At 36.5% G+C, this 26,534-nt stretch carries 21 protein-coding genes; 9 read left to right on the top strand and 12 right to left on the bottom strand.

Features of this window, described 5'->3' with window-relative positions:
- Positions 1–6: 6 nt before the first annotated feature.
- Entirely contained in the window at positions 7–726 is a 720-nt protein-coding gene (locus tag ISU00_RS08300) for a LytR/AlgR family response regulator transcription factor (RefSeq protein ID WP_228853594.1), read from the bottom strand.
- Positions 726–1,769 (bottom strand): sensor histidine kinase, encoded by a 1,044-nt coding sequence (locus ISU00_RS08295; RefSeq protein WP_228853593.1) that lies wholly within the window; start codon positions 1,767–1,769, stop codon positions 726–728. Before ISU00_RS08295 ends, ISU00_RS08300 begins: the two co-directional genes overlap by 1 nt.
- A 215-nt stretch (positions 1,770–1,984) precedes the next feature.
- Between ISU00_RS08295 and nagB the strand changes: the two genes are divergently transcribed.
- The 3 genes from nagB (at position 1,985) to ISU00_RS08280 (ending at position 8,857) form a co-directional block, all read left to right on the top strand.
- Positions 1,985–3,910 (top strand): glucosamine-6-phosphate deaminase, encoded by a 1,926-nt coding sequence (gene nagB / locus ISU00_RS08290; RefSeq protein WP_228853592.1) that lies wholly within the window; start codon positions 1,985–1,987, stop codon positions 3,908–3,910.
- A gap of 138 nt (positions 3,911–4,048) precedes the next feature.
- Positions 4,049–7,156 carry a SusC/RagA family TonB-linked outer membrane protein gene (locus tag ISU00_RS08285; protein WP_228853591.1) on the top strand — a complete coding sequence of 1,036 codons (3,108 nt, stop codon included), beginning with the start codon at positions 4,049–4,051 and terminating at the stop codon, positions 7,154–7,156.
- A 6-nt stretch (positions 7,157–7,162) separates the two neighbouring features.
- Entirely contained in the window at positions 7,163–8,857 is a 1,695-nt protein-coding gene (locus tag ISU00_RS08280) for a SusD/RagB family nutrient-binding outer membrane lipoprotein (RefSeq protein ID WP_228853590.1), read from the top strand.
- A 65-nt stretch (positions 8,858–8,922) separates the two neighbouring features.
- On the opposite strand, the gene glpK is transcribed toward ISU00_RS08280, so the two are convergent.
- Both glpK and ISU00_RS08270 read right to left on the bottom strand, forming a co-directional pair.
- Positions 8,923–10,416, bottom strand: a complete 1,494-nt coding sequence (gene glpK, locus ISU00_RS08275) for a glycerol kinase GlpK (RefSeq protein ID WP_228853589.1) — start codon at positions 10,414–10,416, stop codon at positions 8,923–8,925.
- Positions 10,417–10,426: 10 nt separating this feature from the next.
- Complete coding sequence (locus ISU00_RS08270) at positions 10,427–11,989, bottom strand: glycerol-3-phosphate dehydrogenase/oxidase (RefSeq protein WP_228853588.1); 1,563 nt, start codon at positions 11,987–11,989, stop codon at positions 10,427–10,429.
- A 184-nt stretch (positions 11,990–12,173) separates the two neighbouring features.
- Between ISU00_RS08270 and ISU00_RS08265 the strand changes: the two genes are divergently transcribed.
- Entirely contained in the window at positions 12,174–12,884 is a 711-nt protein-coding gene (locus tag ISU00_RS08265) for a hypothetical protein (protein WP_228853587.1), read from the top strand.
- Here ISU00_RS08265 and hypE read toward each other — a convergent pair.
- The 7 genes from hypE to ISU00_RS08230 all read right to left on the bottom strand — a co-directional run bounded on the left by hypE (position 12,881) and on the right by ISU00_RS08230 (position 21,507).
- Positions 12,881–13,894, bottom strand: a complete 1,014-nt coding sequence (hypE, locus tag ISU00_RS08260) for a hydrogenase expression/formation protein HypE (protein ID WP_228853586.1) — start codon at positions 13,892–13,894, stop codon at positions 12,881–12,883. The genes ISU00_RS08265 and hypE overlap by 4 nt on opposite strands.
- Entirely contained in the window at positions 13,894–14,988 is a 1,095-nt protein-coding gene (hypD, locus tag ISU00_RS08255) for a hydrogenase formation protein HypD (RefSeq protein WP_228853585.1), read from the bottom strand. Before hypD ends, hypE begins: the two co-directional genes overlap by 1 nt.
- A 2-nt stretch (positions 14,989–14,990) precedes the next feature.
- On the bottom strand, positions 14,991–17,249 hold the full coding sequence (gene hypF / locus ISU00_RS08250; protein ID WP_228853584.1) for a carbamoyltransferase HypF: 2,259 nt from the start codon (positions 17,247–17,249) through the stop codon (positions 14,991–14,993).
- Positions 17,250–17,276: 27 nt separating this feature from the next.
- A complete protein-coding gene (locus ISU00_RS08245) occupies positions 17,277–17,810 on the bottom strand; it encodes a hydrogenase maturation protease (RefSeq protein WP_228853583.1) in 534 nt (177 codons plus the stop codon).
- A 78-nt stretch (positions 17,811–17,888) separates the two neighbouring features.
- A complete protein-coding gene (gene cybH, locus ISU00_RS08240; protein ID WP_228853582.1) occupies positions 17,889–18,629 on the bottom strand; it encodes a Ni/Fe-hydrogenase, b-type cytochrome subunit in 741 nt (246 codons plus the stop codon).
- Positions 18,630–18,639: 10 nt separating this feature from the next.
- Positions 18,640–20,370 carry a nickel-dependent hydrogenase large subunit gene (locus tag ISU00_RS08235; RefSeq protein WP_228853581.1) on the bottom strand — a complete coding sequence of 577 codons (1,731 nt, stop codon included), beginning with the start codon at positions 20,368–20,370 and terminating at the stop codon, positions 18,640–18,642.
- A 6-nt stretch (positions 20,371–20,376) separates the two neighbouring features.
- The gene (locus ISU00_RS08230) at positions 20,377–21,507 is read right to left on the bottom strand and encodes a hydrogenase small subunit (RefSeq protein ID WP_228853580.1); all 1,131 of its coding nucleotides are present in this window, start codon (positions 21,505–21,507) and stop codon (positions 20,377–20,379) included.
- 142 nt (positions 21,508–21,649) lie between these two features.
- Here ISU00_RS08230 and hypA point away from each other — a divergent pair, with 142 nt between their 5' ends.
- The 5 genes from hypA to ISU00_RS08205 all read left to right on the top strand — a co-directional run bounded on the left by hypA (position 21,650) and on the right by ISU00_RS08205 (position 25,968).
- Positions 21,650–21,991: a hydrogenase maturation nickel metallochaperone HypA gene (hypA, locus tag ISU00_RS08225; RefSeq protein ID WP_228853579.1), complete on the top strand. Its 342-nt coding sequence runs from the start codon at positions 21,650–21,652 to the stop codon at positions 21,989–21,991.
- Positions 21,992–22,003: 12 nt separating this feature from the next.
- Entirely contained in the window at positions 22,004–22,885 is an 882-nt protein-coding gene (hypB, locus tag ISU00_RS08220; RefSeq protein ID WP_228853578.1) for a hydrogenase nickel incorporation protein HypB, read from the top strand.
- 7 nt (positions 22,886–22,892) lie between these two features.
- Positions 22,893–23,150 carry a HypC/HybG/HupF family hydrogenase formation chaperone gene (locus ISU00_RS08215; RefSeq protein ID WP_228853577.1) on the top strand — a complete coding sequence of 86 codons (258 nt, stop codon included), beginning with the start codon at positions 22,893–22,895 and terminating at the stop codon, positions 23,148–23,150.
- Between the two features lie 62 nt (positions 23,151–23,212).
- On the top strand, positions 23,213–25,036 hold the full coding sequence (locus ISU00_RS08210) for a TonB-dependent receptor plug domain-containing protein (RefSeq protein WP_228853576.1): 1,824 nt from the start codon (positions 23,213–23,215) through the stop codon (positions 25,034–25,036).
- A gap of 62 nt (positions 25,037–25,098) precedes the next feature.
- Entirely contained in the window at positions 25,099–25,968 is an 870-nt protein-coding gene (locus ISU00_RS08205; RefSeq protein WP_228853575.1) for a cupin-like domain-containing protein, read from the top strand.
- Positions 25,969–25,972: 4 nt separating this feature from the next.
- Here ISU00_RS08205 and ISU00_RS08200 read toward each other — a convergent pair whose 3' ends face one another.
- Positions 25,973–26,452, bottom strand: a complete 480-nt coding sequence (locus ISU00_RS08200) for a regulatory protein RecX (RefSeq protein WP_228853574.1) — start codon at positions 26,450–26,452, stop codon at positions 25,973–25,975.
- Positions 26,453–26,534 lie beyond the last annotated feature (82 nt).

Here is a 26,534-nt window from a genome sequence, read left to right as displayed (position 1 = left end):
ACTATTTTAAAGATTTTTCTCACTCGATTGAAATATCCGTTCTTTGGCAACTTTCACGTAATTCCTTCCAATTGGTATTTTCCTTCCAGAAATTTCAACTAGATTGCCTTCAACCGATTCAATTTTATTTATTGCAATGGTATAAGACCTGTGGACTTGCAAAAAGTTCGATACCGGTAATTCTTCAGAAATGGCAGTTAAGGATTTGTAAACTACGAAGTCGCCTATTAGGGTTACAACCTTTATATAATCCTTAAGACTTTCTATATAAAGAATATCATTTAGATTCACCTTTACTAATTTCTTACTTACTTTTAAAAAGATGTGAGGCTCTTGTTGCAATCCATTATCTAAGCCAGGGATATCATTAAATAGTTTTTGATAAATCTTATTAATAGTCTTTAGAAAGCGATTAAAGGGTATCGGTTTTACCAAATAGTCCAAAACATTTAATTCATAGCTCTTAACGGCATATTCTCTATAGGCTGTAGTTAATACAATTAGGGGACTTTTAGAAAGTTTTTCAATAAACTCGAATCCCCCCATTTGTGGCATATTAAGATCTAAGAAAATAAGGTCAACTTTTTCTTTTTCTATAAAATTTAATGCCTTTTTAGGAGTATTAAATGTGCCAATAACATCTATGTTGTCAAAATTCTTAAGATGTTCTAAAATGACATCTACGGCCATAGGTTCATCATCAAGAATTACGCATCTAATTTTCATTACACCGGTATTTTAAGATACAATTCATAGACTCCATCCTCTACAGATGATTTTAATTCATAGTTATTTGGGAAAAGGAGATTAAGCCTTCTTTCGGTGTTAGGCATACCAATTCCTTGACTAAACTCTTTACTAATTTCTCCATTAAAGGTATTGTTTATTTTGAATTCTAAAAATCCTCTATCAACAACTTCAAAGGACATTTTCACTTTTAAGAACTCACTATTTTTAAGTCCATGCTTAAATGAGTTTTCAATAAAATTAAGGAATAATAACGGTGGCACTGTTACTTCTTCAATACTACCGATGATATCAACCTCACAGTCCACCCTTTCATCAAAACGCATACGTTCTACATCTATGTAGTTGTGTATGTAATTTATTTCTTCAATTAAGTCGACCTTTTTATCTGAAACCTCATATAAAATATATTGTAAAATATCTGAAATTTTAAGAACTAGCCTTGGAGCGGCGTCCGACTTTTTTAATGTAAGGGCATATAGATTATTCAATGCATTAAAAAAGAAGTGAGGTTGAATTTGGGTCCTCAAATATTTTAACTCAGTATTTAATTGAAGTTGGGCCAATTTTTCATTCCATCTTCTTTCCATACTCCATACGATCAACAAATGAATCCCTGTGACAAAACCTAAAACATATAATTCACCTAGAATTACTGCAACAATATGATTAAACCCAAAAAACGAATCCCTATTGGCAGCTGCTTCTGGCCAAATTTCTTTAGAAACCAAAAAATAATTCAAACCTGTTCTAACGAAATAAACACCGAAAAGCATCACAATAAGTATCAATACGTATTGCAAATACTTTTTGTTGAGAATAAATCGAGGTATTAAATAATAAATATTGAAGTAAACTATTAGAATGTGGATGGGAAACTCCACCAAATTAGACTTCAGGGAATAGACATAATCATTAAAATAACTTCCCCATCTAACCACATTAAAACTAAAATAAACTATCCAAAATAGAATGTGATACCTAAGAGGAACAGTGTTGCTATTTGGCAGGGTTCTATACAAAATTTCCTAATTAGTTCGGGTAAACATTGAAGTAAATAAAACACAATGTACTACAAACTTATAAATGTTCAAGATCATTTATTTAACAATTCTTTAAACCTTAATCGAGTAAAAATTGCATTCGGGATAAAAAACCATGTCGTTCAGATAAATAATTTAGAGAACAATTAGAATAATATTATTATTGATTGAATAACAAACTTTTTACCTTTTTGATGCGAATTAATATTGACGAACTACAGAATATAACGCACCAAGAAGCGGGTAAATTTGAAGAAACCCGTTTTGAAAAAATCCATAATGTAATTTTCAGTTCCTCCTATGAAGGTTCTTTGGTGGTCGCTAAAGAAATAGCTGATTTAATCAAGAAAAAACAAGCCAAAAAACAACCTTGTATACTTGGTTTGGCAACTGGATCTTCTCCTATTAGAGTATATGAGGAGTTAGTAAGAATGCACCACGAGGAAGGCTTAAGCTTTACCAATGTTATCACCTTCAATTTGGATGAATATTATCCGATGGACCGTTATAACATACAGAGCTATCACTATTTTATGCATGAACATTTGTTCAATCATATAGATATACTCCCTGAAAATATCCATATCCCTGATGGCAAGGTTTCACCCGAGGAACTATACCAATATTGTATAGATTATGAGATGAAAATAAAGTCTTACGGAGGTTTAGATTTTCAACTTTTGGGTATTGGCAGAACAGGACATATTGGTTTTAATGAACCCGGTTCGCACTTTAATTCTGGAACAAGAAGCATCACATTAGACCATGTTACCCGTGCAGATGCAGCCCCAGCATTTCTTGGTATTGACAATGTTCCTAGAAAGGCAATTACCATGGGAATCGGCACCATCAGGAATGCAAAACGTATTGTTCTACTTGCTTGGGGTAGTAAAAAGGCGGGAATTATTAAAAAGTCTATTGAAGGCGAAATAACCCCACAAATTCCCGCAACTTATTTACAGGAGCATAATAATGTAACCTTTGTTCTTGATGATGATGCCGCGTCAGAGTTAACAAGGGTAAAAACTCCTTGGCTTGTTACTTCCTGTCATTGGACTGAATCTTTAAAACTTAAGGCAGTTGTTTGGTTAAGTGAGTTTTTAGATAAGTCTATCCTTAAGCTAACAGATAAAGATTACAATGACAACGGAATGTCTGGGCTTCTTACAGAGGAAGGCACCGCATACGACTTAAACATTAAAATGTTTAATAAAATGCAACATACCATTACGGGTTGGCCCGGTGGAAAGCCTAACGCTGATGATTCTAACCGGCCAGAAAGGGCATTCCCTGCTTCAAAAAGAGTAATAATATTTAGCCCCCACCCAGATGATGATGTCATCTCAATGGGTGGAACTTTCGATCGTCTTATTGAACAGGGCCATGAAGTTCATGTGGCCTATCAAACTTCAGGTAATATAGCAGTCTCTGATGAGGAAGCATTAAAATTCGCAGAAATAGCCCACAACCTTAATCCAAGTGATCAGATTTCATCCATCATCCGATTTTTGAAAAACAAGAAGGAAAGTGATATAGACACTGTTGAGGTAAGACAACTCAAAGCCCATATTAGACGGTCAGAATCTCTTGGGGCAACACGTTATTTAGGTCTTAAGGATACAAATGTTCATTTTTTGGATTTGCCGTTTTATGAAACAGGAACCATTAAAAAAGCAAATTTAAGCGAAGCCGATATTGAAATTATGGTGAATTTAATAGACGCAATTAAACCACATCAAATCTATGCAGCAGGGGATTTAGCAGATCCACATGGAACTCATAGGGTTTGCCTAAATGCCTTAACAAGTGCCATCGATGCACTGAAGGATAAAGATTATATGAATGATTGCTGGGTATGGCTGTATCGAGGAGCATGGCACGAGTGGGAGTCTTATGAAATTGAAATGGCCGTCCCAATGAGTCCCGATCAAGTTCTACGAAAAAGAAGGGCGATTTTTCACCACCAATCCCAAAAAGATGGAGTAATGTTTCAAGGAGAGGATTCGCGAGAGTTTTGGGTCCGCGCGGAAGACAGAAATTTATTGACGGCAAAAAAATATAATGCGTTAGGCTTGGCCGATTACGCGGCAATAGAAGCATTCAAAAGATATTATTTCTAAATGGTTTTTAAACCAAACCAGCATCAATTTTAAACAAAAACATTCCATATGTAACTCTAGTTATACAGGATTGCTTATGGTCTTAATTTCACTAACTCAAATTTTTATTAATTCAATTATTCAAAACAATCAAAATTTATGGTACAGAATTTCATTAAAGTGATGTTTTTTGCATCAATCTTTCTGCTATCTACAAGTTTGGCTTTGGCACAACAGGTAGATGTCAGCGGAACCGTAACAGATGCAGCAACCGGTATGCCTTTGCCGGGTGTAAATGTTATATTAAAAGGCACAGCTACGGGTACTTCAACAGATTTTGACGGTAATTATTCAATTAGTATCCCATCTGATGGAACTTTAGAGTTCTCATCAATTGGATATGCATTAGTAGATGTTGCCGTTAATGGAAGAACCACAATCGATGTTCAAATGGTAGAAACTGCAGAAGGTTTAGACGAAGTGGTTGTTACCGCTTTAGGTTTAAGTAGAGAAAAGAAATCTCTAGGTTATGCAGTAACAGAATTAGGCTCCGAACAAATCAACATGGTAAAAGACAACAACGTGGCCAACTCTTTGGTAGGTAAAGTTGCTGGTGTTACCGTAAACCAATCTGGTGGTATCGGTTCAGGTTCTCGTATTATTATTCGTGGTAACAATACTATAACGGGAGATAATCAGGCTCTAATTGTTGTGGACGGCGTGCCTATTGATGCTTCTGGATCGGAATCTGGCGGATCTGTATATAGCAGCTCAGTTACTGGTGGTGGTATCACTGATATCAACCCGGAAGACATCGAATCTATTTCGGTTTTAAAAGGTCCGAACGCTGCTGCACTTTATGGATCTAGAGCAGCTAGTGGTGTGGTTTTAATCACAACCAAAAAGGGAAGAAGAGGTGCAGGTTTAGGAGTTTCCTTAACTTCTAACGTTACTATGGAAAATGTAATGTTCCTTCCAGATTATCAAAATGAGTATGGTCAAGGAACAAACGGAGCCCCCTACCCTGATTTACCTGGAATGGGCGGATCTTCTTGGGGGTCAAGATTAGATGGTTCCCAACAGCTATATTATACAGGGGAACAAAGGTCTTATAGTGCCCAACCTGACAATGTGAAAGATTTCTTTGAAACGGGAGTTAAAAGCATTAATTCCCTTTCCCTAGATAAAGGAACAGAGGACTTCAGTTTGCGATTTTCCTACACAAACAATAGCACCACCTCTATAATGCCAGGATCAAAATTAGATAGCCACAACTTCAACTTGAGATCTCTCGTTGATTTAACTGACAAGTTGAGTTTTGATGGAAAGGTAACTTACTTCACTCAAGAACTTAACAACAGAGTCAATTTAGGAACAGAAGGTGTTTTGGCATATGTTTTCGGTATGCCAAGAAACGTTGCTGTAAATGATTTGAAAATGTTCCAAGACCCAAACGCAGCTTTATATGACATTGGAGCAGGCATTAATGAATATGATGTTATAGGATATGCAGGTCAAGGAAAAAGCATAGGTAACCCTTATTGGATTCAGAACCACGATAAAAATGATGAAAGAAGAAATAGATTCCTGGGATTTGGAAAAATAAACTATGATTTTAATGAGTGGTTATCTGCATTTGTAAGAGTTGGATCGGACGTTGCTAATGTACGTTCAGATGTCGTTACTCAACCAGGGCATCACTTTGTAAGATGGGGAAGCGTTAATTTTGGATCGAATAAATACACGGAATTCAATGCAGACTTTTTGGTCTCTTTAAACAAAGACCTAACCGAAAAACTAAACTTAAATGCCAATGTTGGTGGTAACCTTTCAAAACGAACTTATGAAACCATGAGGGTGACAGGTTCACAATTTAAAATTCCGACAAGAGCATTTTTAGCAAATACAAATATCCAACAAAGCTACCACTCACCTTTGGCCATAAAGAAGGTTAACTCTTTGTATGGAAACCTTAATTTCGCTTATGATGACTTCATGTATCTAGAATTAAGTGGAAGGAATGATTGGTCTTCAACTCTCCCAGAAGACAACAATTCATATTTCTATCCAGCAGTGAGTTACTCCCTACTTGTAGATAGGTTTATTGACCCCAATAAATCAACCTTAAACTTATTGAAGTTAAGAGCAAGCTGGGCTGAGGTTGGTAATGATACTGGTGTTTATCAAATTTATCAAACCTTTGATGTTCCTTCCCAAGGATACCTAGGCTTAACAACATTAAACACGCCAAGTGTTAAATTTAATGAGAACTTGAAACCCGAATCTGTTAATTCACTTGAATTTGGTTTTGAAGCAAAATTATTCAACAATCGACTCTATACCGATTTTTCGATTTACAATATCAAAACTAAAGACATGATATTTGATGTTCCTGTACCTGCCGCAACCGGATATAGTTTCTTTAGGGAAAATGTTGGTGAAGTAGAAAATAAGGGTATTGAATTCTTAATCGGTGGTGTACCAGTTGAAACTTCAAACTTTAGTTGGGATGTTTCTCTAAACTTTTCTAAGAATGAAAATAAACTAATCGAACTAATTGATGGTATCGACAATTTTGTTTTGAATACTACAAACAGTGGAAATGTTTCGATCCGCGCAGAAGTAGGTGGAAGTATAGGAGATATCTATGGAACAACTTGGAAAAGGGATGATGCCGGTAATTTATTGGTAAATGCAGAAGGTCGTCCTTTAGCTTCCTCAACTGCAGAATATTTAGGCAACTCTCAACCTGACTGGATTGCAGGTCTAAGTAATACTCTTACTTATAAAAACCTTTCCTTACGATTTTTAATTGACGGCCGTTTCGGAGGAGAAATATACTCAGCAACCTCAGCATCATTGGATGCTTCTGGTGTCTCCGATAGAACCCTTCAATATAGAGATGGCGGAGTAGTTTTAGATGCTATCAATGAAGGTACCGGTTCTGCCAACACAGAAAATATAACTGCTCAAGAATATTGGGGTGGTGTCTCTGGAATTGCAGAAAATTATGTTTATGACCAAACCAATATAAGGTTACGGGAATTTGTTTTAAATTACAATATACCTTCTTCAGCCGTTGAGCAAATTGGCTTAACATCTGCAAGTATAGGTTTGATAGGCCGAAATCTATTCTTCTTCTATAGAGAGGCAGACGATATCGATCCAGAAGCGGTATTAAGTACTACCATAGGTGGACAGGGAATTTCTATCAATAACGTCCCTCCAATACGTAGTCTAGGTTTCAATGTCAATCTTAAATTCTAAAAAATTATGAAAAGAAAATTTAATGTTTATGTCTCAATTCTGTTCATCTCGTTGCTTTTTGCTGGATGTTCCGATTTTGATGAAATTAATGAAAGACCTGATGCTTTCCCCTCTTCAGAGGTGAGTGCGAAATTTTTTCTAACTGGTGCCCAGATTGAACTTTATGCTCCAAATAGATACCCTTATTGGCGTGCACAATTAATACATGCAGACCGTTTTGCTGGACAGTTCACCTTTGGTTTTAACGGAAGTTGGTGGAATGATGGCTTGGGATATTCTTATAATTCTGGTTATACAGATGCGGCATTCGATTGGATGGCCGGTTATAATAGTAGGCTAACCTCCTACATGAATTTTGTACAGGAAGGCGGTGCGTTGGAAAATGAGAAATATTATGCAATTGGTTTAATAATGAAAGGGTTGTATTACCAAATGTTTACAGACACTTTTGGAATGCTTCCTTATTCAGAGGCATCAGATCCAGACATTGTAACTCCTCATTTTGATGATCAAGCAACCATTTATGAAGGTGTAATAAATGAGCTGGATGAAGCCATGGCGATCATCGGCAGTGAAACTTCAACTGGAGAGGGCGTGGAAATACTAACCAATAATGATTTATTCTTTAACGGGGATCTACAAAAGTGGAAAAAACTCGCCAATACACTTAAGTTAAGAATGGGGCTTCGAGCAATGGGAGCATCAGGAGCTTCTTTTGCAGAAGCGGCAGTGAGTGAAGCCATGCAGGCTGATGTTTTGTCGACATCCGAAGACAATGCCTTAATGGAAAAAGACACGGAAATTAGTCAATGGGCAAATTCTGCATATGGTGATGTATGGCATAATTTCGGAGGTTTAGGTTCTAAGTGGAAGGTAGGACAAACTCTTATAGACATTCTTAGAGACAACAACGATCCAAGATTATCTAAATATGCACAACCAATTGCTGGAGGTGTAATCACTTTTAGCAAACCTTCTGAAGGTACTGGAGTGGCCTTGTTTGATAAACATGTGAACTTTTTAGTTGGACTACTAGATGATGCAAACGTCCCGTATACAAGAGTTAATAATGCAAACAACGTTGAGGTTACTATTGCTGATGGAGAATTTTATGTGGGGCAACCTAGCCGCTTAAATGGCGATATCTACACCCATGTTAAAAATGAAATGTTTTCATTCCCAGCAGAAATTGTAACAAATCCAAAAAACCAGGGATTACCAATTTTCCCAGAAATTGTAATGACAGCAGCGGAAGGTAACTTCCTTAAAGCGGAGGCAATTCTCAAAGGCACTGGAACTGGGGATCCCCAAATGTATTACCAAGAAGGCATTAGACAAGCTATGTTGATTTGGGGTGTTACAGAGGATGCTATCTCACAATATATTGCAACTGAAGATATGGCTCTTTTAAATGGCACAACCGAAGAAAACCTAGAAAAAGTTGCAATCCAAAGATGGATAGCAGATTATACAGATGGTTTTGAGGCATGGGCAGTTGTAAGGGATACGGGCTATCCTTCAGAATTGGCAAATGGTGTATCTGATTATGATATCTTTAGTGCTGGTGATTTGAATGGCGAATATCCGCAACGTTTACGTTATGGTAATTCCTCTTATAACACTAACGGCGTAAATACAGAGGCTGCTAATTCTACTCAAGGACCAGATGAACAAGGAACCGACCTTTGGTGGGCTAATTAATAGAGTTGAAATTAATTTTAGAAAAGGTGGGGAGCTCCCCACCTTTTTATTTTAACGTTATTTTTTCACTCAATCCAATTTTTACTTCTTCCTATAGCCCTATGCCATTTATGAAGGAATGCGTCTCTTTCACTAGCCTTCATTCCGGGATGAAATACCTTATCTTTTTTCCATTGGCTTTGCAACACATCTAAGTTATCCCAAAACTCAACTGCCAGTCCTGCAAGATATGCTGCCCCCAATGCGGTGCTTTCCAATTGGGTTGGTCGGACTACGTCAAATCCAAAAATATCACTCTGAAATTGCAACAGTAAATTATTGACTGCTGCACCACCATCGACTCGCAATTCACTACCTTTTGCTTTTGAATCTGCCTCCATAGATTTAACTATATCATAAACCTGGAAAGCTATACTTTCTAACGTCGCCCTGGCTATATGCCCTTTAGTTGTACCTCTTGTAATCCCCACTATAGTTCCCCGGGCGTAACTGTCCCAATAAGGAGCACCTAATCCCGATAATGCTGGCACAAAATAAACGTCTCCATTATCTTTTTCCGATTTTGCCAATTCCTCAATTTCATCTGCATTATTGATTAATCCAAGTCCATCCCTCAACCACTGTACAGCAGCTCCTCCTATAAATACACTTCCCTCTAAGGCATAATTAACCTTTCCGCTAATCTTCCACGCCACTGTGGTCAACAAATTATTTTCTGAATAAACTGGTTTATCACCTGTATTCATCAATAGAAAACAACCCGTTCCATAGGTGTTTTTAACCATACCCTTTTTAATACACAGTTGACCAAATAATGCAGCTTGCTGATCACCAGCAATTCCACAAATGGGTATGCTGGTGTCAAAAAGGCCATCAGCAGTATGGGCAACTACTTCACTACAACCAACCACCTCAGGCAAAATAGCTGAAGGAATTTCCAATATTTCCAGTAATTCCTCGTCCCAATTGAGTGTATGAATATTAAAAATTAAGGTCCTGCTCGCATTGGTAACATCGGTAATAAATTTTTGGCCTTTAGTTAATTTCCAAATTAACCAAGAATCAATTGTACCGAAACACACTTCCCCATTTAAGGCCTTTTCTTTAAGGCCATCTACATTATCTAGAAACCATTTTATTTTTGTGCCAGAAAAGTAAGCGTCAATTACCAGCCCTGTTTTCCTTTTAAATGTTTCGATATTCCCTTCGCTTTTCAGTCTATCACACATATTGGAAGTTCTTCTATCCTGCCAAACAATGGCCTTATGTACAGGCTCACCTGATATTTTATCCCAAATTAAGGTTGTTTCTCGTTGGTTGGTTATTCCGATTGCGGCAATTTGAGAATGGGTGATGTCTGCTTTTTCTATTGCAATTTGAATAGCTTTCCACTGGCTTTCCCAGATTTCCTCTGCATCATGCTCAACCCATCCGGGGTGAGGATAATACTGTTTAAAATCAACTTGACCTAAACCAATTATCTTTGATTGGTTATTAAAAATTATTGCTCTGGAAGAGGTAGTACCCTGATCAATTGCTAGTATATATTGTTCCTTCATAATGACCGAATTAAGGTAAGTAATATGAGTTAGTGAGTTGTGTAAACTGTTGTATTTGTTCTTTTTTCCATTGATCTGAATATGCTAATTCCTCGGCCATAACCTCCGCCACCTTAGGGGCAGCTTCAATTGCTGATTTGGCGTCTAACAATAACATTCTAATTCTTCGAGACAAGAAGTCTTCTACTGTTCGTGCAAATTCAAACCGAATACTCCAAACAATTTGACCGACTGTAAAATTGAATTTCGGATGAATTATTTCCGAATATTTCGAATTACTTTCTTGAAACTTAAGAAATTCAGGCAAATCACTCCCATAAAAAATTAGATGGTTGGGAGCTTCAATTAATTCCTTGACATTTCCGTGAATAGAAAGGCTAAGTGTAATCGAAGAATCACATTTTATGGAAAAATTCTTTGCAATTGAATCGACTACATCTTCACCAATCTTTCTATAGGTTGTCCATTTACCTCCAACTATAGATAAAAGGTTGCCATCTATATTTATTTTATGACTTCTCGAAACATCCTTAGTACTCTCCTCCTTTTCTGGTTTTGCCAATGGTCTCAGCCCTGTGAATATGGAATAAATATCATCCCTACCTACCTCGCAATCCAGATAATGATTTAAAGTATCTAAAATAAAATCTATTTCAAATTCTAAGGCTTTGGGTTCAATCTTAGGTTTCTTAATTGGTGTATCAGTTGTACCAACAATCACCTTATCGTACCAGGGAATGACAAACAATACTCTGCCATCAGAAGTTTTAGGTATCATTATGGCTTTGGTACTTTTTAAGATTTTATTATCTAGCACTATGTGAATCCCTTGACTAGGAACTACTGTTTTCTTGTGATTAGGACGGTATAATTTCAAAATTTTATCCGTGAAAATGCCTGTTGCGTTTACAATTACACTTCCCGAAACAGTATATGTTTTAGATGATTCCACATCGTTAACCTCTAATGACACAATCTGATTCTTGTCATTTTTATTAAAATCTAAAACTTTGAAATAATTAAGTGGAATCGCTCCTTTTTCTATTGCAGTTTGAACCAAATTTATAGCAAGTCTGGCATCATCAAACTGGCCATCGTGATAGGTTACCCCATTATCTAAACCTTCAGTTTTTAAAGTGGGTAACATATCCAAAACTTTCCGTTTAGACAAAAATTTAGACGATCCTAAACTCAGTTTTGTAGACAACCAATCATACATTTTCAAACCTAACCAATAATAACCCCCAAACCACCAGTTATAATTAGGAATAATGAATTCTTGATTTACAAATAAGTGTTTTGCATTTGTTTTTAAATGACCCCTTTCCCGAAGTGCCTCAATTACTAAGCCCACATCACCTTGGGCTAAATAACGAACACCTCCGTGCAATAACTTGGTACTTTTACTAGAAGTCCCCTTTGCAAAATCGTATTGCTCTAATAATAGTGTATTTAGGCCTCTCGAAGCAGCCTCCACAGCAACTCCCAATCCTGAAGCGCCGCCGCCTATCACAATTATATCCCATTTAGCTGTCGATTCTAATTTGGATACTAACCTTTCTCGTGAATTCAAACTGAAGAATATTGAAACTGCTCTTTAATTTAATTTATTAAATATAATCTTAAGGTTTCAAATGGCTGCAAACCACCTCTTTTTTATGATTAATGTCATAGAAATTGACTTAAATCTTAATTAGCTTGGAATTAGTTTTTCAACTAAAACTGATGAGAACCAAAATCTTGAAACCCCTTCAATTATGCCCATAGAATTTCCACTAATTGCAGGATTAATTGCTGCTTCCATACATGTTATTGCTGGACCAGATCATTTAGCAGCGGTTGCACCTTTTGCAATAGAATCACAAAAAGGAGCATGGAAAACAGGCTTTCTTTGGGGTGTAGGGCATTTGTTAGGGATGCTAGCAATTGGCTTCCTATTTGTAATATTTCGAAATGTGATTCCGATAGAAGCGATTTCAGAATTTAGCGAACAATTGGTAGGATTAACACTTATAGGTATTGGGGTTTGGTCGTTATATAGAATTTTTAAGAAACGACAAAAAAATGGTCATTTACACCTTCAAATTGTTAAGCAACCTGTTATTCATGAGCATGAACAACATCACCTACGACCACATGAAATGACTAATAAACATCACCATAATTTACCTGTGAATCACACCAAAACAGCAGTATTGTCTATTGGTACGCTTCATGGCTTGTCTGGAATTGCTCATTTCTTATTGTTTTCTCCCGTATTAGGTTTTACAAGATATACTGATTCCATTACCTATATCCTCGGTTTCGCATTTGGCACCTTGCTCGCCATGACTACTTTTGCCTATGTCGTTGGGAATATTTCAGGTTATTCTGCCAATTCACAAAACGAGACATTTTTTAATGGAATTCGATTAGCTGCCGGATTATTAGCTATTATTATAGGTGTTTATTGGTTTTTTTCCTTTTAACAGATTCTTGGCAACTGTTCTCCGATTAAAGGGGTAACGATACGTTTTCCTCCAATTACACTCTCCATCACAACCTTCTTAGAATTTGATTGAGTTATTTCTCCAATGCACATTGAATTTTTTGCATTTTGATTAGTTTGCATTTGCCTTAATACTTCAGTTGCAACAGATTGATCTACAACTGCCAGGAAAACACCCTCGTTGGCGACATATAGTGGATCTAGACCCAAAATTTCACATGCAGCAGAAACCTGCTTATCTATTGGCAAATTTTTCTCTTCAATATAAACCCCCTTGCCGGTATCTAATGCAATTTCTGACAATACACTAGCAACGCCACCTCTAGTTGCATCTCTGAACAAATGAACGTCATCTCCAAATTGATCTAGCAATTCGTTTGCGATATAATTTAGATTGGCAGTGTCACTAACTATATCACTTTCAAACTCTAAACCCTCTCTTTGAGACATTATGGCCATCCCATGCTGAGCAATATTTCCATTTATTATTATTTTATCCCCAACTTTTATTCGCTCCATAGAAATATTCGCTTTAGGATGAATTACCCCAACACCAGTTGTATTAATAAAAATCTTATCGCCTTTACCACGTTCCACAACTTTTGTATCACCAGTAACTATTTCAACACCACATCGATCAGCGGTGGCCTTAATTGAATTAACAATAGCAATAAATTCTTCTATCTTAAGTCCCTCTTCAACAATAAAAGCTAAACTCAAATATTTTGGTTGGGCACCACACATAGCAACATCATTTACAGTTCCGTTAACCGCAAGTTCTCCAATATTTCCTCCTCTAAAAAAAATCGGAGAAACAACAAAGCTATCTGTTGAAATAGCAATTTTCCCTTTTAATTCCAAAATGGAACCATCGTGTTTTTGGTTAAGCAAGGGGTTGCTGAAAGTTTTAAAAATGACATCGTCAAGCAAAGTTCGAGTCATCGATCCCCCGCTTCCATGACCTAGATTAATTATGTCTTCTTTACTCATTATAACACATTTTCATCCACTGAAAAATGATAGTAGGCAGCACAAGCGCCCTCTGAAGACACCATGGGAGCCCCTAAGGGATTAGTTGGATTGCATTCCTTTCCAAAAGCAGGGCATTGGTATGGCTTTTTTAAACCCTTCAATATTTCTCCTGCTATACATTTAGTATGTAAAACATTATCATTCCCAATAATTTGAAATTTTATTCCGGCATCAAACGCCTTGTATTCTTCTGAAATTAAGTAGCCACTATTGGGTATTTTTCCAATTCCACGCCATTCCCTATCTCCTACCCTGAACACTTTACTAATTACTTCCTTGGCTGCTATATTCCCTTCCTTTTTTACAACACGAGCGTATTGGTTTTCTACAGTATATTCGTTTGCCTCTAATTGTGATACCGCCATATAAATTCCTTGAACCAAATCCAATGGCTCAAACCCTGTAATTACAATGGGAATTTTATACTTTTCACTTATCGGCATGTATTCTTTATAACCCATTATCGCACATACATGGCCGGCTCCAAGGAATGCATCAATGTTACAAAATTCATCGTCCAAAATGGCTTCCATTGCAGGTGGCACTAATACATGTGAGACCAAAATTGAATAGTTCTTTAAGCCTTCCTTTTCGGCGTGTAATACCGAAATTGCATTTGCAGGCGCAGTCGTCTCAAATCCGACAGCAAAAAACACCACTTCTCTATTTGGGTTTGCTTTGGCAACTTCAACTGCCTCTAAAGGAGAGTAAAGCACTCGGAGATCAGCTCCTTCCGCCTTTGCCTCTAAGAGACTTTTTTTTGTTCCAGGGACACGAATCATATCTCCAAAAGAACAAACAATTACACCTTTTTCCAGTAATTCAATGGCTTTATCTATTAAGCTTACGGGAGTCACACAAACCGGACAACCCGGACCATGGATCATCTGAACCTGCTTCGGTAACAACTCTAAAATACCATTCCTCACCAAACTGTGTGTCTGCCCACCACAAATCTCCATTATATTCCATGGCTTGGTAACCTTATTAGCGATTAGGCTTAAATATTGGTTAGTTGCCTCTAAGTTTCTATATTCCTCTAAATACTTCATTCCTACAGTTTACAATTTACAACATACATTAATTGTCCGAATGAAATATTTTCATCATTTGGCGGCAAATGTTTATTGAAACATAATTGGAGGTCATCAGGTTTTATGTCGATCAGAATATCTATAAGTGTTGTGTTTTGAAATACACCGCCTGAACAACACACTATGGTATAATCATTCTGTTTTGCAAAATCAACTATTATTGTCGCTAATGTGAAAATAAAATTGAAAAGAATCACTGAAACCTCAATACCCCTTTCAAAATCTTTGGTTATTTCATCTAATATTAGACCTATTTGTATGGGCTCAGTAGGTTCAATCTTATAATAAGTTCTAGGCTCAGGCATTTTTAAATTCGAGACGTTATTCTCTAGCAAAATTGCTGCTTCGCCTTCAAATGAATTATAATCACAAATGTTAAGTAAGGATGCAACCGCATCAAACAAACGACCTACGGACGAGGTTTTCAATTTATTTATTTTCTTTAATTTCCTATAAACTGAAAACTCCTCGTTAGAAAATTTATGTTTAATAATCTCGTCATTTTTTAAAAGTGAAAACAATGATAATCGAGGTTCTTTAGACATTTTATCACCTGCCAACCATTCAAAATATTCAAAGTGATTTATCCTATTTATAAATCCATTCTGAAAATCAAAAAACTCACCACCCCAAACCTCACCATCATCACCAAAGCCAACACCATCCCATACAACCCCTAATATTTTTTCTTTTTCTTGAAATAAATTATGTTCTCCCAATACCGAAGCGAAATGAGCCTTGTGATGTTGTACTTCAATGAGTTTAGAATTATAGGTAATTGCCAATTCTTTACCCAATTGGCAACTAAAATATCTTGGGTGTTTATCTATTACAATAGTCTCCGGAATTTGATTGAAAATTGTGGTAAATGATTTAATTTCCGTTATAAACCGCTGGTAAACATCAAAATTTTCTAGGTTACCCAGATATTGGCTCACATATACATATTCATTTGGCATAAACGCAAAACTATTTTTTAAATCTGCTCCCATTGCCAATATTTTAGTTTCAGCAACTTTAACATTTGTAAAAAAATTAGGTGCATATCCCCTTGATCTCCTAAATAAAATCGGAATTTTATTTTGAAAGCTAAGCTTTATAACACTGTCATCTTGAGGATGCTCAATATGTAGGTCGTGTTGCAAAAAATAATCCGCGACAGAACCTAGTTTTTCCAATGCGTCATTCGAATCGCTCAAAATTGGGGACCCATGTATGTTTCCGCTGGTCGCCACGATCGGAAAAGTGATAGATTCTCCTAACAATTCCAATATTCCTGTATAGGGCACCATAACTCCCAATTGTTTTAAGCCTGGAGCAATTTGGTTGAGAGCAATTCTGCCAAAATAATTTTCAACTGGTATTATAACAATTGGTCGTTCCTTAGATTTTAGGAATTCTTCCTGATTTGGGGAAAGTGAAAATTCACCTTTGAGATGTTTTAAATTGGGAAATAATAATGCAAATGGTTTCGTAGGGCGCTTTTTTAATTTCCTCAATTTTGCAACAGCATTTTCATTTTCTGCATTGCAACACAAAAGATATCCGCTAGTGTTTTTAACAGCTACAATCTTCCCCTCTTTCAAATACTGGCCAATAGATTCAAAAATATGCTGTTGACTTTTGTTTAAATTTTTCCCCTGTGAATCTAATAGCTGCAAACTAATTCCACAATCACCACAAGTATTGGTTTGCGAATGAAATCTCCTATCTGAGGGGTCCTTATATTCGGTTAGACAAGTTTTACACATTACAAATTCTGCAATTGATGTATGTTCTCTTTCAAATGGAAACTTTTTTGTGACCGACCAACGCGGGCCACAATTAACACAGGTTGTAAATGCATATTGGTAACGCCTGTCTTCAGCATTTTGAATTTCAAATGAACACGCTTCACATATAGCAAAATCGGGGGTCAATCTTAGACTTAAATTACTTTTGGTCTTTGACGGTATAATTCTGAAATCTTCAAATTCCTGAAATTCTATTTCCTCTGAATGGAATTGTTCAATTATTGAAACTGGAGGAGGGTTTTTTGTGAGTTGATTACAAAACGCTTCCAAATCAACGGGTGTGCCGGAAACTATAATTATCACACCTGTTTCATTATTTGAAACTTCACCCTTCAGATTATTGTCTTTAGCAAGTGCAAAAACATAAGGACGAAAACCAACACCCTGAACTTGTCCAGAGATTAAAATTTGAAACGTTTTAAGCATGGTTTGGATGCCTGCAGTTGAGTAAAATTAAGTTTTTTGAAATTTAAGTTTTTTGGAAAGCTCCAAAATTTGATCGATCAATTCTGGAATTGCCATTTCAACTTCGGGACTTAATTCCACCGTCATTGGAATCATTTCTTTTATGGAAATCGTGAATAGATAAACATCGGGAACTTCCTCCATGAGATATACCGCCTCAATCATATCTTTAAGACCAACATCATGGACACTCAGTGCGGAAGGAAAATCGGAAGCGAATTTAGGACGCAATAACGAAATTGTACCTGCGGGCTTTCCATCCATAGTAGCATCAACAAAAATGATTGACGGATAGGCCTTAAAACAATCTAGAAGCAAAAAACCTCCCGTACCCCCATCAAGAATATCAATATAATCGGGTAAATTAAACTTTGAAAAATGCTGAATCAAATGCACGCCAACGCCCTCATCCCCCATTAAATAATTTCCAACTCCTAAAATGAGTATCGAATTAGATTTATCATTTTCAAAATAATAGGCATCGCTACTTACAGCTACTAAACTTCCTTCTAATTCTTTCATAATTTCATTAAAAATAAATCCATTCGGCTTAAAATTTGGGTCAGATTCACCGAATGGATTTACATTCTTCTAACTTAATTAATCAGCGGGTACTGCCGCTTTATTTTTATCGCTCTTAACCTTTTCAGGTTTTTTCATTCGATCTTCACATACAAATTTATAGCCCCCAAACATAGATGACACCTCACCTCTTCCCTCAAGCCAATCATGGTAAAATACCAGATACACATGCACCATGGCAAAAAAGATAAATGCCCACATACTAATATGATGGATTTGTCTGGTAAGTATATCACCACCCAACATATCTGGCACCCAAATAAATAATCGAGGCAACCACCAACTTGACATTCCAGCATACAATCCAAAACCTGTAAATACCATTACTAAGGCTAAAAAGAACATGGCTATATAACTTAAAGTTGCAATTGTGTTATGGCCAATACTTATATTCCTAATATTCTCCTCTTCATCATTCAATAGCATAATATCCACCTTTAAAACATGTTTGAGATTGGCCCAATGTCTTTTTGTAAATGGCCAAAATGCTCTCCAATTGGCAAATTTATTTCCCACAAATGCCCAATAAATCCTTAATATCATTACAAAAAAGAAGACATAAGCCGAAATGAAATGAATAGATCTAACAATACCGAAAGTGTGAAGATTGGTTGCCTCTGCATTAGAAAGAAGTGCAGGCGGATCGGCAATTAAAAAACCTGTCACGGTTAATACAAAAAGCGCCAAAACATTTAACCAATGAAATATCCTAACCGGAAGCTCCCAAACTAAAACCCTTTTAAAATTTCTAGTTTTCATGATTCATCAATTAGATTTCACAACTTCCTACATTACTTACCTTAGATATATGGTTTCCATGTTCGTCATACAAATGAACCGCGCACGCTAAACAAGGGTCGAATGAATGGATGGTTCTAATTATCTCCAATGGCAATTCAGGATCCGCAACGGGAGTACCAATTAAAGCAGATTCATAGGCAGATCTCTGTCCTTTAGCATCTCTTGGTGAAGCATTCCAGGTGGTTGGAACCACTTGTTGGTAGTTTTCAGTTTTACCATCCTTTATTTTAATCCAATGGGCTAATGACCCCCTTGGGGCTTCCATCCATCCAACACCTTTTGATTCTGCAGGCCATGAATCTGGCTCCCAAAGTTCAGTATTAGCCATTCTTTCGTCACCATTTTTAATATTGTTCATCAGAGAATCGTAAAACCCTCTTGTCCAGTTAGCCACCAATTGTGTTTCAATACCCCTCGCAGCAGTCCTTCCTAAGGTCGAGAAAAGAGTATCAACAGGTATCCCTAAATGTGCAAGTGCTCCATTTACAGCATCTTGAATCTCCTTACTTCCACTTGCATAACCAACCAAAAGCCTAGATAATGGACCAACCTCCATTGGCATACCCTTCCATCGAGGAGTTTTAATAAAACTATATTTGCTTTCCACATCTAAAAAATCGTATGGAGGTTGGGGACCACTGTAATTGATATTAGTCTGACCTTCCCAAGGATGTTTTCCAACAGCATCGCCTTCCTCATAATCATACCAAGAATTATTGATAAATTCTTCAATATCAGCATTCCTATGGTTAACCTCATGTACTTTGGATAAATCTCTATTTAGTATTATACCTGGTTGAAATTTATAGCTAGAAATATCTCCATAACCATTAACCGGAAAATCTCCATAAGACATATAATTACCAAAACCTTGGCCTATAGCTCCCCAATCTTTATAAAATGAAGCAATTGCCAATAAATCGGGTATATAAACTTGTTCAATAAACTCTTGTCCATTCTTCAGCAATTGTCCTACCATCGCCAATCTTTCAGCGGTCAATCCACCTGGGTTTTCGGTATTAATAGCACAGGCCATACCTCCAACTAAATAATTAGGGTGTGGATTTTTTCCGCCAAATATGGTGTGGATTTTTACAATTTCCTTTTGCCACTCAAGAGCTTCAAGGTAATGTGCTACCCCAAGTAAATTAACCTCCGCTGGAAGTTTCATTTGAGGGTGACCCCAGTAGCCGTTAGCAAATATTCCTAACTGACCGCTTTCTACAAATTTTTTAATCCTATTTTGAATGTCGCTAAAATATCCAGGTGAGCTTTTAGGCCAGCTAGATATACTTTGAGCCAACTCTGACGTTTTTTTAGGATCTGCACTTAACGCATTAACTACGTCTACCCAGTCCAAAGCATGCAAATGGTAGAAATGTACGGTATGGTCGTGCATATAAAGAGCCCCTTCCATAATGTTCCTCACCAATTCTGCATTCGGCGGAATTACGATACCAAGGGAATCTTCTACAGCCCTTACCGATGCCAAGGCATGAACCGTGGTACATACACCACAGGTTCGTTGTACAAAAGCCCAAACATTCCTTGGATCTCTTCCTTTAACGATATTTTCAATACCCCGAACCATAGTACTGGAACTAAAGGCATCTACAATTTTTCCGTCTTTTATCTCTGCTTCTATTCTTAAATGACCCTCAATTCGAGTTACAGGGTCAACAACGATTCTATTTGCCATGATACCTTAATTTTCCGAGTCTAGATTCATCTCATTTATTTTTCCTTTCTCCGTTTCATCCTTTATTTGGCGCCGTTTGGATATAGTTGCTCCGATAGCATGTGCAGCGATACCGCCTGCCAATACACCAGCTGCCACTTTACCAAATTGATCAGCGGTGGATTCTCCCTTTACACCGGGAATACCAGTGAGTCGCTCATAGAAATCTCCATTATCCCAGAAACCATCTTCACTACATCCTATACAACCATGACCAGACTGTATTGGGTAACTAACTCCGCCATTCCATTTTATTATTCCGCACGAGTTATAAGTAACCGGGCCTTTACAACCAACCTTATACAAGCAATAACCATTTTTAGCATTTTGGTCATCAAAAGATTCAGCAAACAAACCTGCATCGTAATAAGGCCTGCGGTAACAACTATCGTGCACACGTTTCGCATAAAACGCCTTTGGTCTTCCTTGCCTATCCAATTCAGGAACACGGCCAAAGGCTACCAAATGAACTATAATGCCAGCCATTACCTCTCCTATTGGTGGACATCCAGGAACCCGAATTATTGGTTTGTTTTTAATTATTTTATGTATGGGTGTGGCATCAGTAGGATTTGGTTTTGCTGATTGAACGCAACCATTTGAGGCACAACTACCCCAAGCAATAATAGCTTTCGCTCCTTCGGCTGCTTCAACTAAAATATCTTTAGCAGACCTTCCTCCTATACAACAATAATTACCATCAGCTCCCATAGGCACGGAACCTTCCACACAGAGAATATACTCTCCATGATGTTTTTTCATTGTGTCATGCTTTGCTGCTTCAGCTTGATGGCCAGATGCGGCCATTAGGGTTAAAGTATAATCCAGAGAAATTTTATCTAGAATTATATCGGCTACAATTGGGTGATTAGATCGAATGAAGGACTCACTACAACAAGTACACTCCTGAAAATGCTCCCAAATTACGGGTAACCTCTTGGTCGTTTCTAAAGCTTGGGCAACTTGCGCAATCATAGAAGATTCAAGCCCCATATAAGCAGCAATAAAGGCAGTAAATTTCATGAAATCTCTACGGCTATAACCTTCCTTAATTATGCTATCGTAATATGTACCCTTAATTGGTTTTACATTTTCCATATAATTAATATTGATTAGTTATTATCGAAGTTCCAAAGCCTAATAAATGTAGGTAACCACCATTAGACAAAACATGACTTATATCATACAATTTGCGTAAAGCCCTGATTATCTTTAAACTCCATCTTAAAGACCATTAATTGTGCATGAATTATCCGTGGCATTAGGAATTGTAAGAATTGCCGAAGAAGAAACCAAAAAGGCAAATGCAAATACCGTTGAGTCTATAGATTTGGAAATTGGAACTCTCGCTGGAATTGAATTAGATTCTTTGGAATTTGTTTGGCCCGCGGCTGTAAAAAATACCATATTAGAATTTGCAATTAAAAATATTCATTTAATTCAAGGGAAAGCGATTTGTTTAGATTGCAACTGCGATTTCGAGATCCAAAAAATTTACGACTCCTGCCCAAAATGCAAAAGCTCTTTAAAAGGCATTACGCAGGGAAAAGAATTGAGAGTTAAATCTTTAGAAGTTAATTAAAACATTAAAATTATGTGCGGCACTTGCGGATGCGGAACCAACGAAAATGGCGTTGTAATAGGCAAACCTAATTCTGAACATCATCATCATTTTCATTCTGATCATCATCATAGGAATCACGGTCAAGACCATGATCATATCCATGGACACCATCATCATGATCATGATCACCACCACCATAGTCATAACCACGAGCATGAACATCACAATCATGGCCACCACCATACACATCATCATGAGGTAAAAAGTAAGGTAATTGATATTGAACAGGATATTTTACAAAACAATCAATTACAAGCTGCCAAAAATCGAGGATATTTTGAGGCTAAAAATATATTTGCGTTAAATCTAGTAAGTTCTCCTGGAAGTGGAAAAACTACATTGTTAGAAAGAACACTTCAAGATTTAAAAAATGAAATCCCTTTTTATGTAATTGAGGGGGATCAACAAACATTTAATGATGCAAATAGAATAGATGCTTTAAACGTCCCTGTTATACAGATCAATACTGGCAAAGGTTGCCATTTGGAAAGTGACATGATTTTTGATGCGGTCAAGCAATTAAACATGAAGGACGATTCCGTTTTAATGATAGAAAATGTTGGCAATCTTGTTTGTCCGTCCATGTTCGATTTAGGGGAAAACAAACGGGTGGTTATTATTAGTACAACTGAAGGTGAAGACAAACCTATTAAATACCCGGATATGTTCTATTCTGCTCACATTTGTTTAATAAACAAAATTGATCTTATTCCGTATCTTAATTTTGATATGGAAAAACTAAAGATGTATGCATTACAGGTTAATCCAAAATTAAAATTCTTTGAGGTTTCTGCTACGACAGGCGATGGCACTGAATCTTGGTACAATTGGATAAAAGAAAACCTAAATTAAAACAATTATGTGCTTATCTATTCCGGGAAAATTAATTGAGATAACCGAAAAACTAGATGATCAATTCCGAATTGGAAAAGTTTCTTTTGATGGTGTTTTGAAAAAAGTGAACTTAACATTGGTTCCAGAAGCTAAATTAAATGATTATGTTATGGTTCATGTTGGGGCTGCCATTAGTATCGTTGATGAAGAGGAGGCCAAAAAAACTTTTGATCTTCTAAAACAACTAGGAGAGCTCGACGAGTTAAGCCATACCGAGTCATAGAAATCATTCTTATTCATAATTGTTCAAAATAATTCTACCTTTGAGCCTTATTTCTCAATGGTATGAAGATAAAAATAGGAATATACGCCTTAATCGGATGGTATTTAACTGTTAACAAGGCGGAAGCCCAACAAATTGAACCCCAAAACTTAGATTCGATTGTAATTTCCTCCACTCGTATTGACCTACCATTCAAAGAAAATTCAAGAACAATTACCATTATTTCTTCTGAAGATATTAAAAACAGTGCTGCCATTTCAGTTGCAGAGGTTCTACAACAATTTGCAGGTATAGATATTAGAAGAAGGGGTTTGGCAGGAATGCAAGCGGACCTTTATATTAGAGGAGGCGGATTTGACCAAACCCTCCTACTTATAGACGGTTTTAAGGTTGAAGACCCCCAAACGGGGCATCATACTCTAAACTTAGGGCTTCCCATAGATGTAATTGAGCGTATTGAAATTATAAAGGGACCTGCTGCTAGAGTGTATGGACAGAATGCTTTTACAGGTGCGGTAAATATAATTACCAAAAAGACCTCTAAAAGTTCCGTTAGTTTACAGTTAAGTTCAGGTTCTTATGACCAATTAAATACTGAAATTACTGCACAGACTCACCTAAATTCATCAAATCATATCGTCCATTATTCGAGAAATACTTCTAATGGTTATCGGTTTAATACGGATTTTGACAATCAGAATTACTTTCTGAAAAGCACCTTTAATACTGACCGCCAACCAATACAACTATTGGCAACATTATCTGAGCGAAAATTTGGTGCAAACGGATTTTATGCATCACCATCTGCCCGAGATCAATATGAAGAAACCCAAGCAAGTTTAGTAGGGCTTGGGACTACCTTTAAAAGCGATAAATGGACTTGGTCACCTAGGGTTTATTGGAGACGTAACCAGGACGAATACGTTTTTGTAAGGCAAGATCCTTCAATTTATAGAAACCTTCACATTAGCAATAAAATTGGGGCAGACCTCAATGCTTCAAATCAAAACAGTTTGGGGACGACAGGTTTTGGAGTTGATCTAGCCCAAATCTACTTATCGAGCAACAATCTAGGAAATAGGGAACGATTTATGGGGACACTTTTTCTAGAACACCGATTTGAATTATTCGATAACACACTGGATATTATTCCTGGTATTGCCGCCACTTATTTTTCAGATTTCGATTTTCATGTATTCCCAGGAATTGATTTGGGATACAAATTATCTGAGAATTGGCGCCTGTATGCGAATGTTGGTTACACTTATCGTATACCAACATACACAGATTTATATTACAGCGACCCTACCACTTTAGGTAATGAAAATTTAGATCCAGAAGACGCTATTGCAGAAGAATTAGGAATAAGATTTACATCAGGTAATTTGCTTTTAAATGCAGCGTTTTTTAATCGAGATAGTGATAACATCATAGATTATGTAAAAGAAAATGAGGATGATCTGTGGATGGCAACTAATATAAGATCCTTAAATACAAAGGGCCTTGAATTATCGGGAGACTACAGTTTTAAAATAAATAATTTTAGACAAAACTTGGAGCTAGGCTATACATATATTGAAGATGAAATTGCTGATCTAAATATCGCTTTTTCAAGATATAGCATTAATTCTTTGAAACACCAATTCACCACTACCTTTAGAACCCAATTCTTGCCATTTTTAAGACAAAGTATAATAATAAAACATGCCAAACGAACAGTAGGAGATCCTTATACAGTGGTCGATGCTTCAGTTACAGCTTCGGTTAAAGGCTTTGAGTTTTCACTTATTGGAAACAACCTATTTAATGAAGTGTATTCAGAAACGAACCTTGTACCGATGCCGAAAGGCAACGTTATTTTAAGTGCCCGATATACGCTCAATTAAAACCATTATTTTCATAAATAGTATATTTATCCGCTTTTGTAATTTAATGTAAAGATTCAATTATGATATTAAGCGATATTGATAGAGTTAAAACAATTTCCAAACAGGACTTTATAGACAATTATTATAAGCCTCAAAAACCATTGGTAATTGAAAACTTTAGCAATGGGTGGCCAGCAAAATCTAAATGGAATTTCGATTATTTTAAGGAAGTTGCCGGAGACAAAAAAGTCCCGCTTTATGATGATCGTCCTGTTTCCCATGAAGATGGTTTTAACCAACCTCATACCACTATGAAAATGTCTGACTATATCGATTTACTTAAAAGGGAACCCACTCGATATAGAATTTTCCTTTGGAACATCTTAAGGGAGGTACCAATATTGAAGCAAGATTTTGAATACCCTGATATGGGCATCAAATTTCTGAAAGGACTACCCATGTTATTTTTTGGAGGCAGAGATTCTTATACCTTTATGCATTACGACATCGATCTTGCCAATATTTTCCATTTTCATTTTGAAGGTCAAAAAAAGTGCATTTTATTTGATCAAAAGCAAACCCCATACATGTATAAAATCCCTCATTCATTAATTGTACGTGAGGATATAGATTTTTCAAATCCCGATTTTGAAAAATGGCCAGCCCTTAAGAAAACCAAAGGTTTTATAACCCATCTTGAACACGGCGATGTTCTATATATGCCTGAAGGTTATTGGCATTATATGAAATATATAACACCGGGCTTTTCTCTAAGCTTAAGATCTATTCCAAGAAAACCTCAAAATCTAGCTAAGGCGGCCTACAATATAATGGTCATGAGACACTACGACAACCTTATGCGCAGATGGAAAGGTCAAAAATGGATAGATTGGAAAAATAATGAAGCCTTAGAAAGAACTGCTAAGACAATACAAAAAATGGCTTCTTAAAAAATCATTTTGCACTGAATAAATCAGCTACCTTATCATAAACAAATTGGGGTTCCCACCCCCTATATAATAGGTAATCAGCCAATTTTTTCCTATCGGTTGGCTTGTTAGTTGATCTAAGTGAATTGAATTTTTTTTCTGCTAATTCATCAAACGTTTCGAAGTACTCCTTTTCAGAAATATTGGACAACGCTTTATTTATAGTATATTTGGAAAGTTCCCTCTTTTTCAGTTCTTGAGCAAGCCGGAATTTTCCCCATTTTTTAATTCTGAACTTTCCCAGTACATATGTGTTGGCAAAACGTTGTTCATTCAGGTAGTTCTCATTGATTAAATGGGTAATAATAAGATCGATGACATTTGGTATCATCCTCATTTTTATCAACTTTTCTCGTACTTCTTTATGACACCGTTCTTGGTAAGCACAATAGTGCTCCATTTTCCTTTTTGCCTCCTCGACAGTATAGGTTTTCACTTGAATCATGAGGCAAAGAAACAAAGATTTTTGTTGATAAATAAATTAATATAAATCACTGACAATAATTACATTAGCAGTTAATAATTAA

The organism is Aegicerativicinus sediminis (assembly GCF_015476115.1).
In the GTDB taxonomy this organism is placed as follows: Bacteria; Bacteroidota; Bacteroidia; order Flavobacteriales; family Flavobacteriaceae; genus Aegicerativicinus; species Aegicerativicinus sediminis.
Note: the sequence above shows the minus strand (reverse complement) of the source record. Positions and strands in the feature narration are given on the sequence as shown.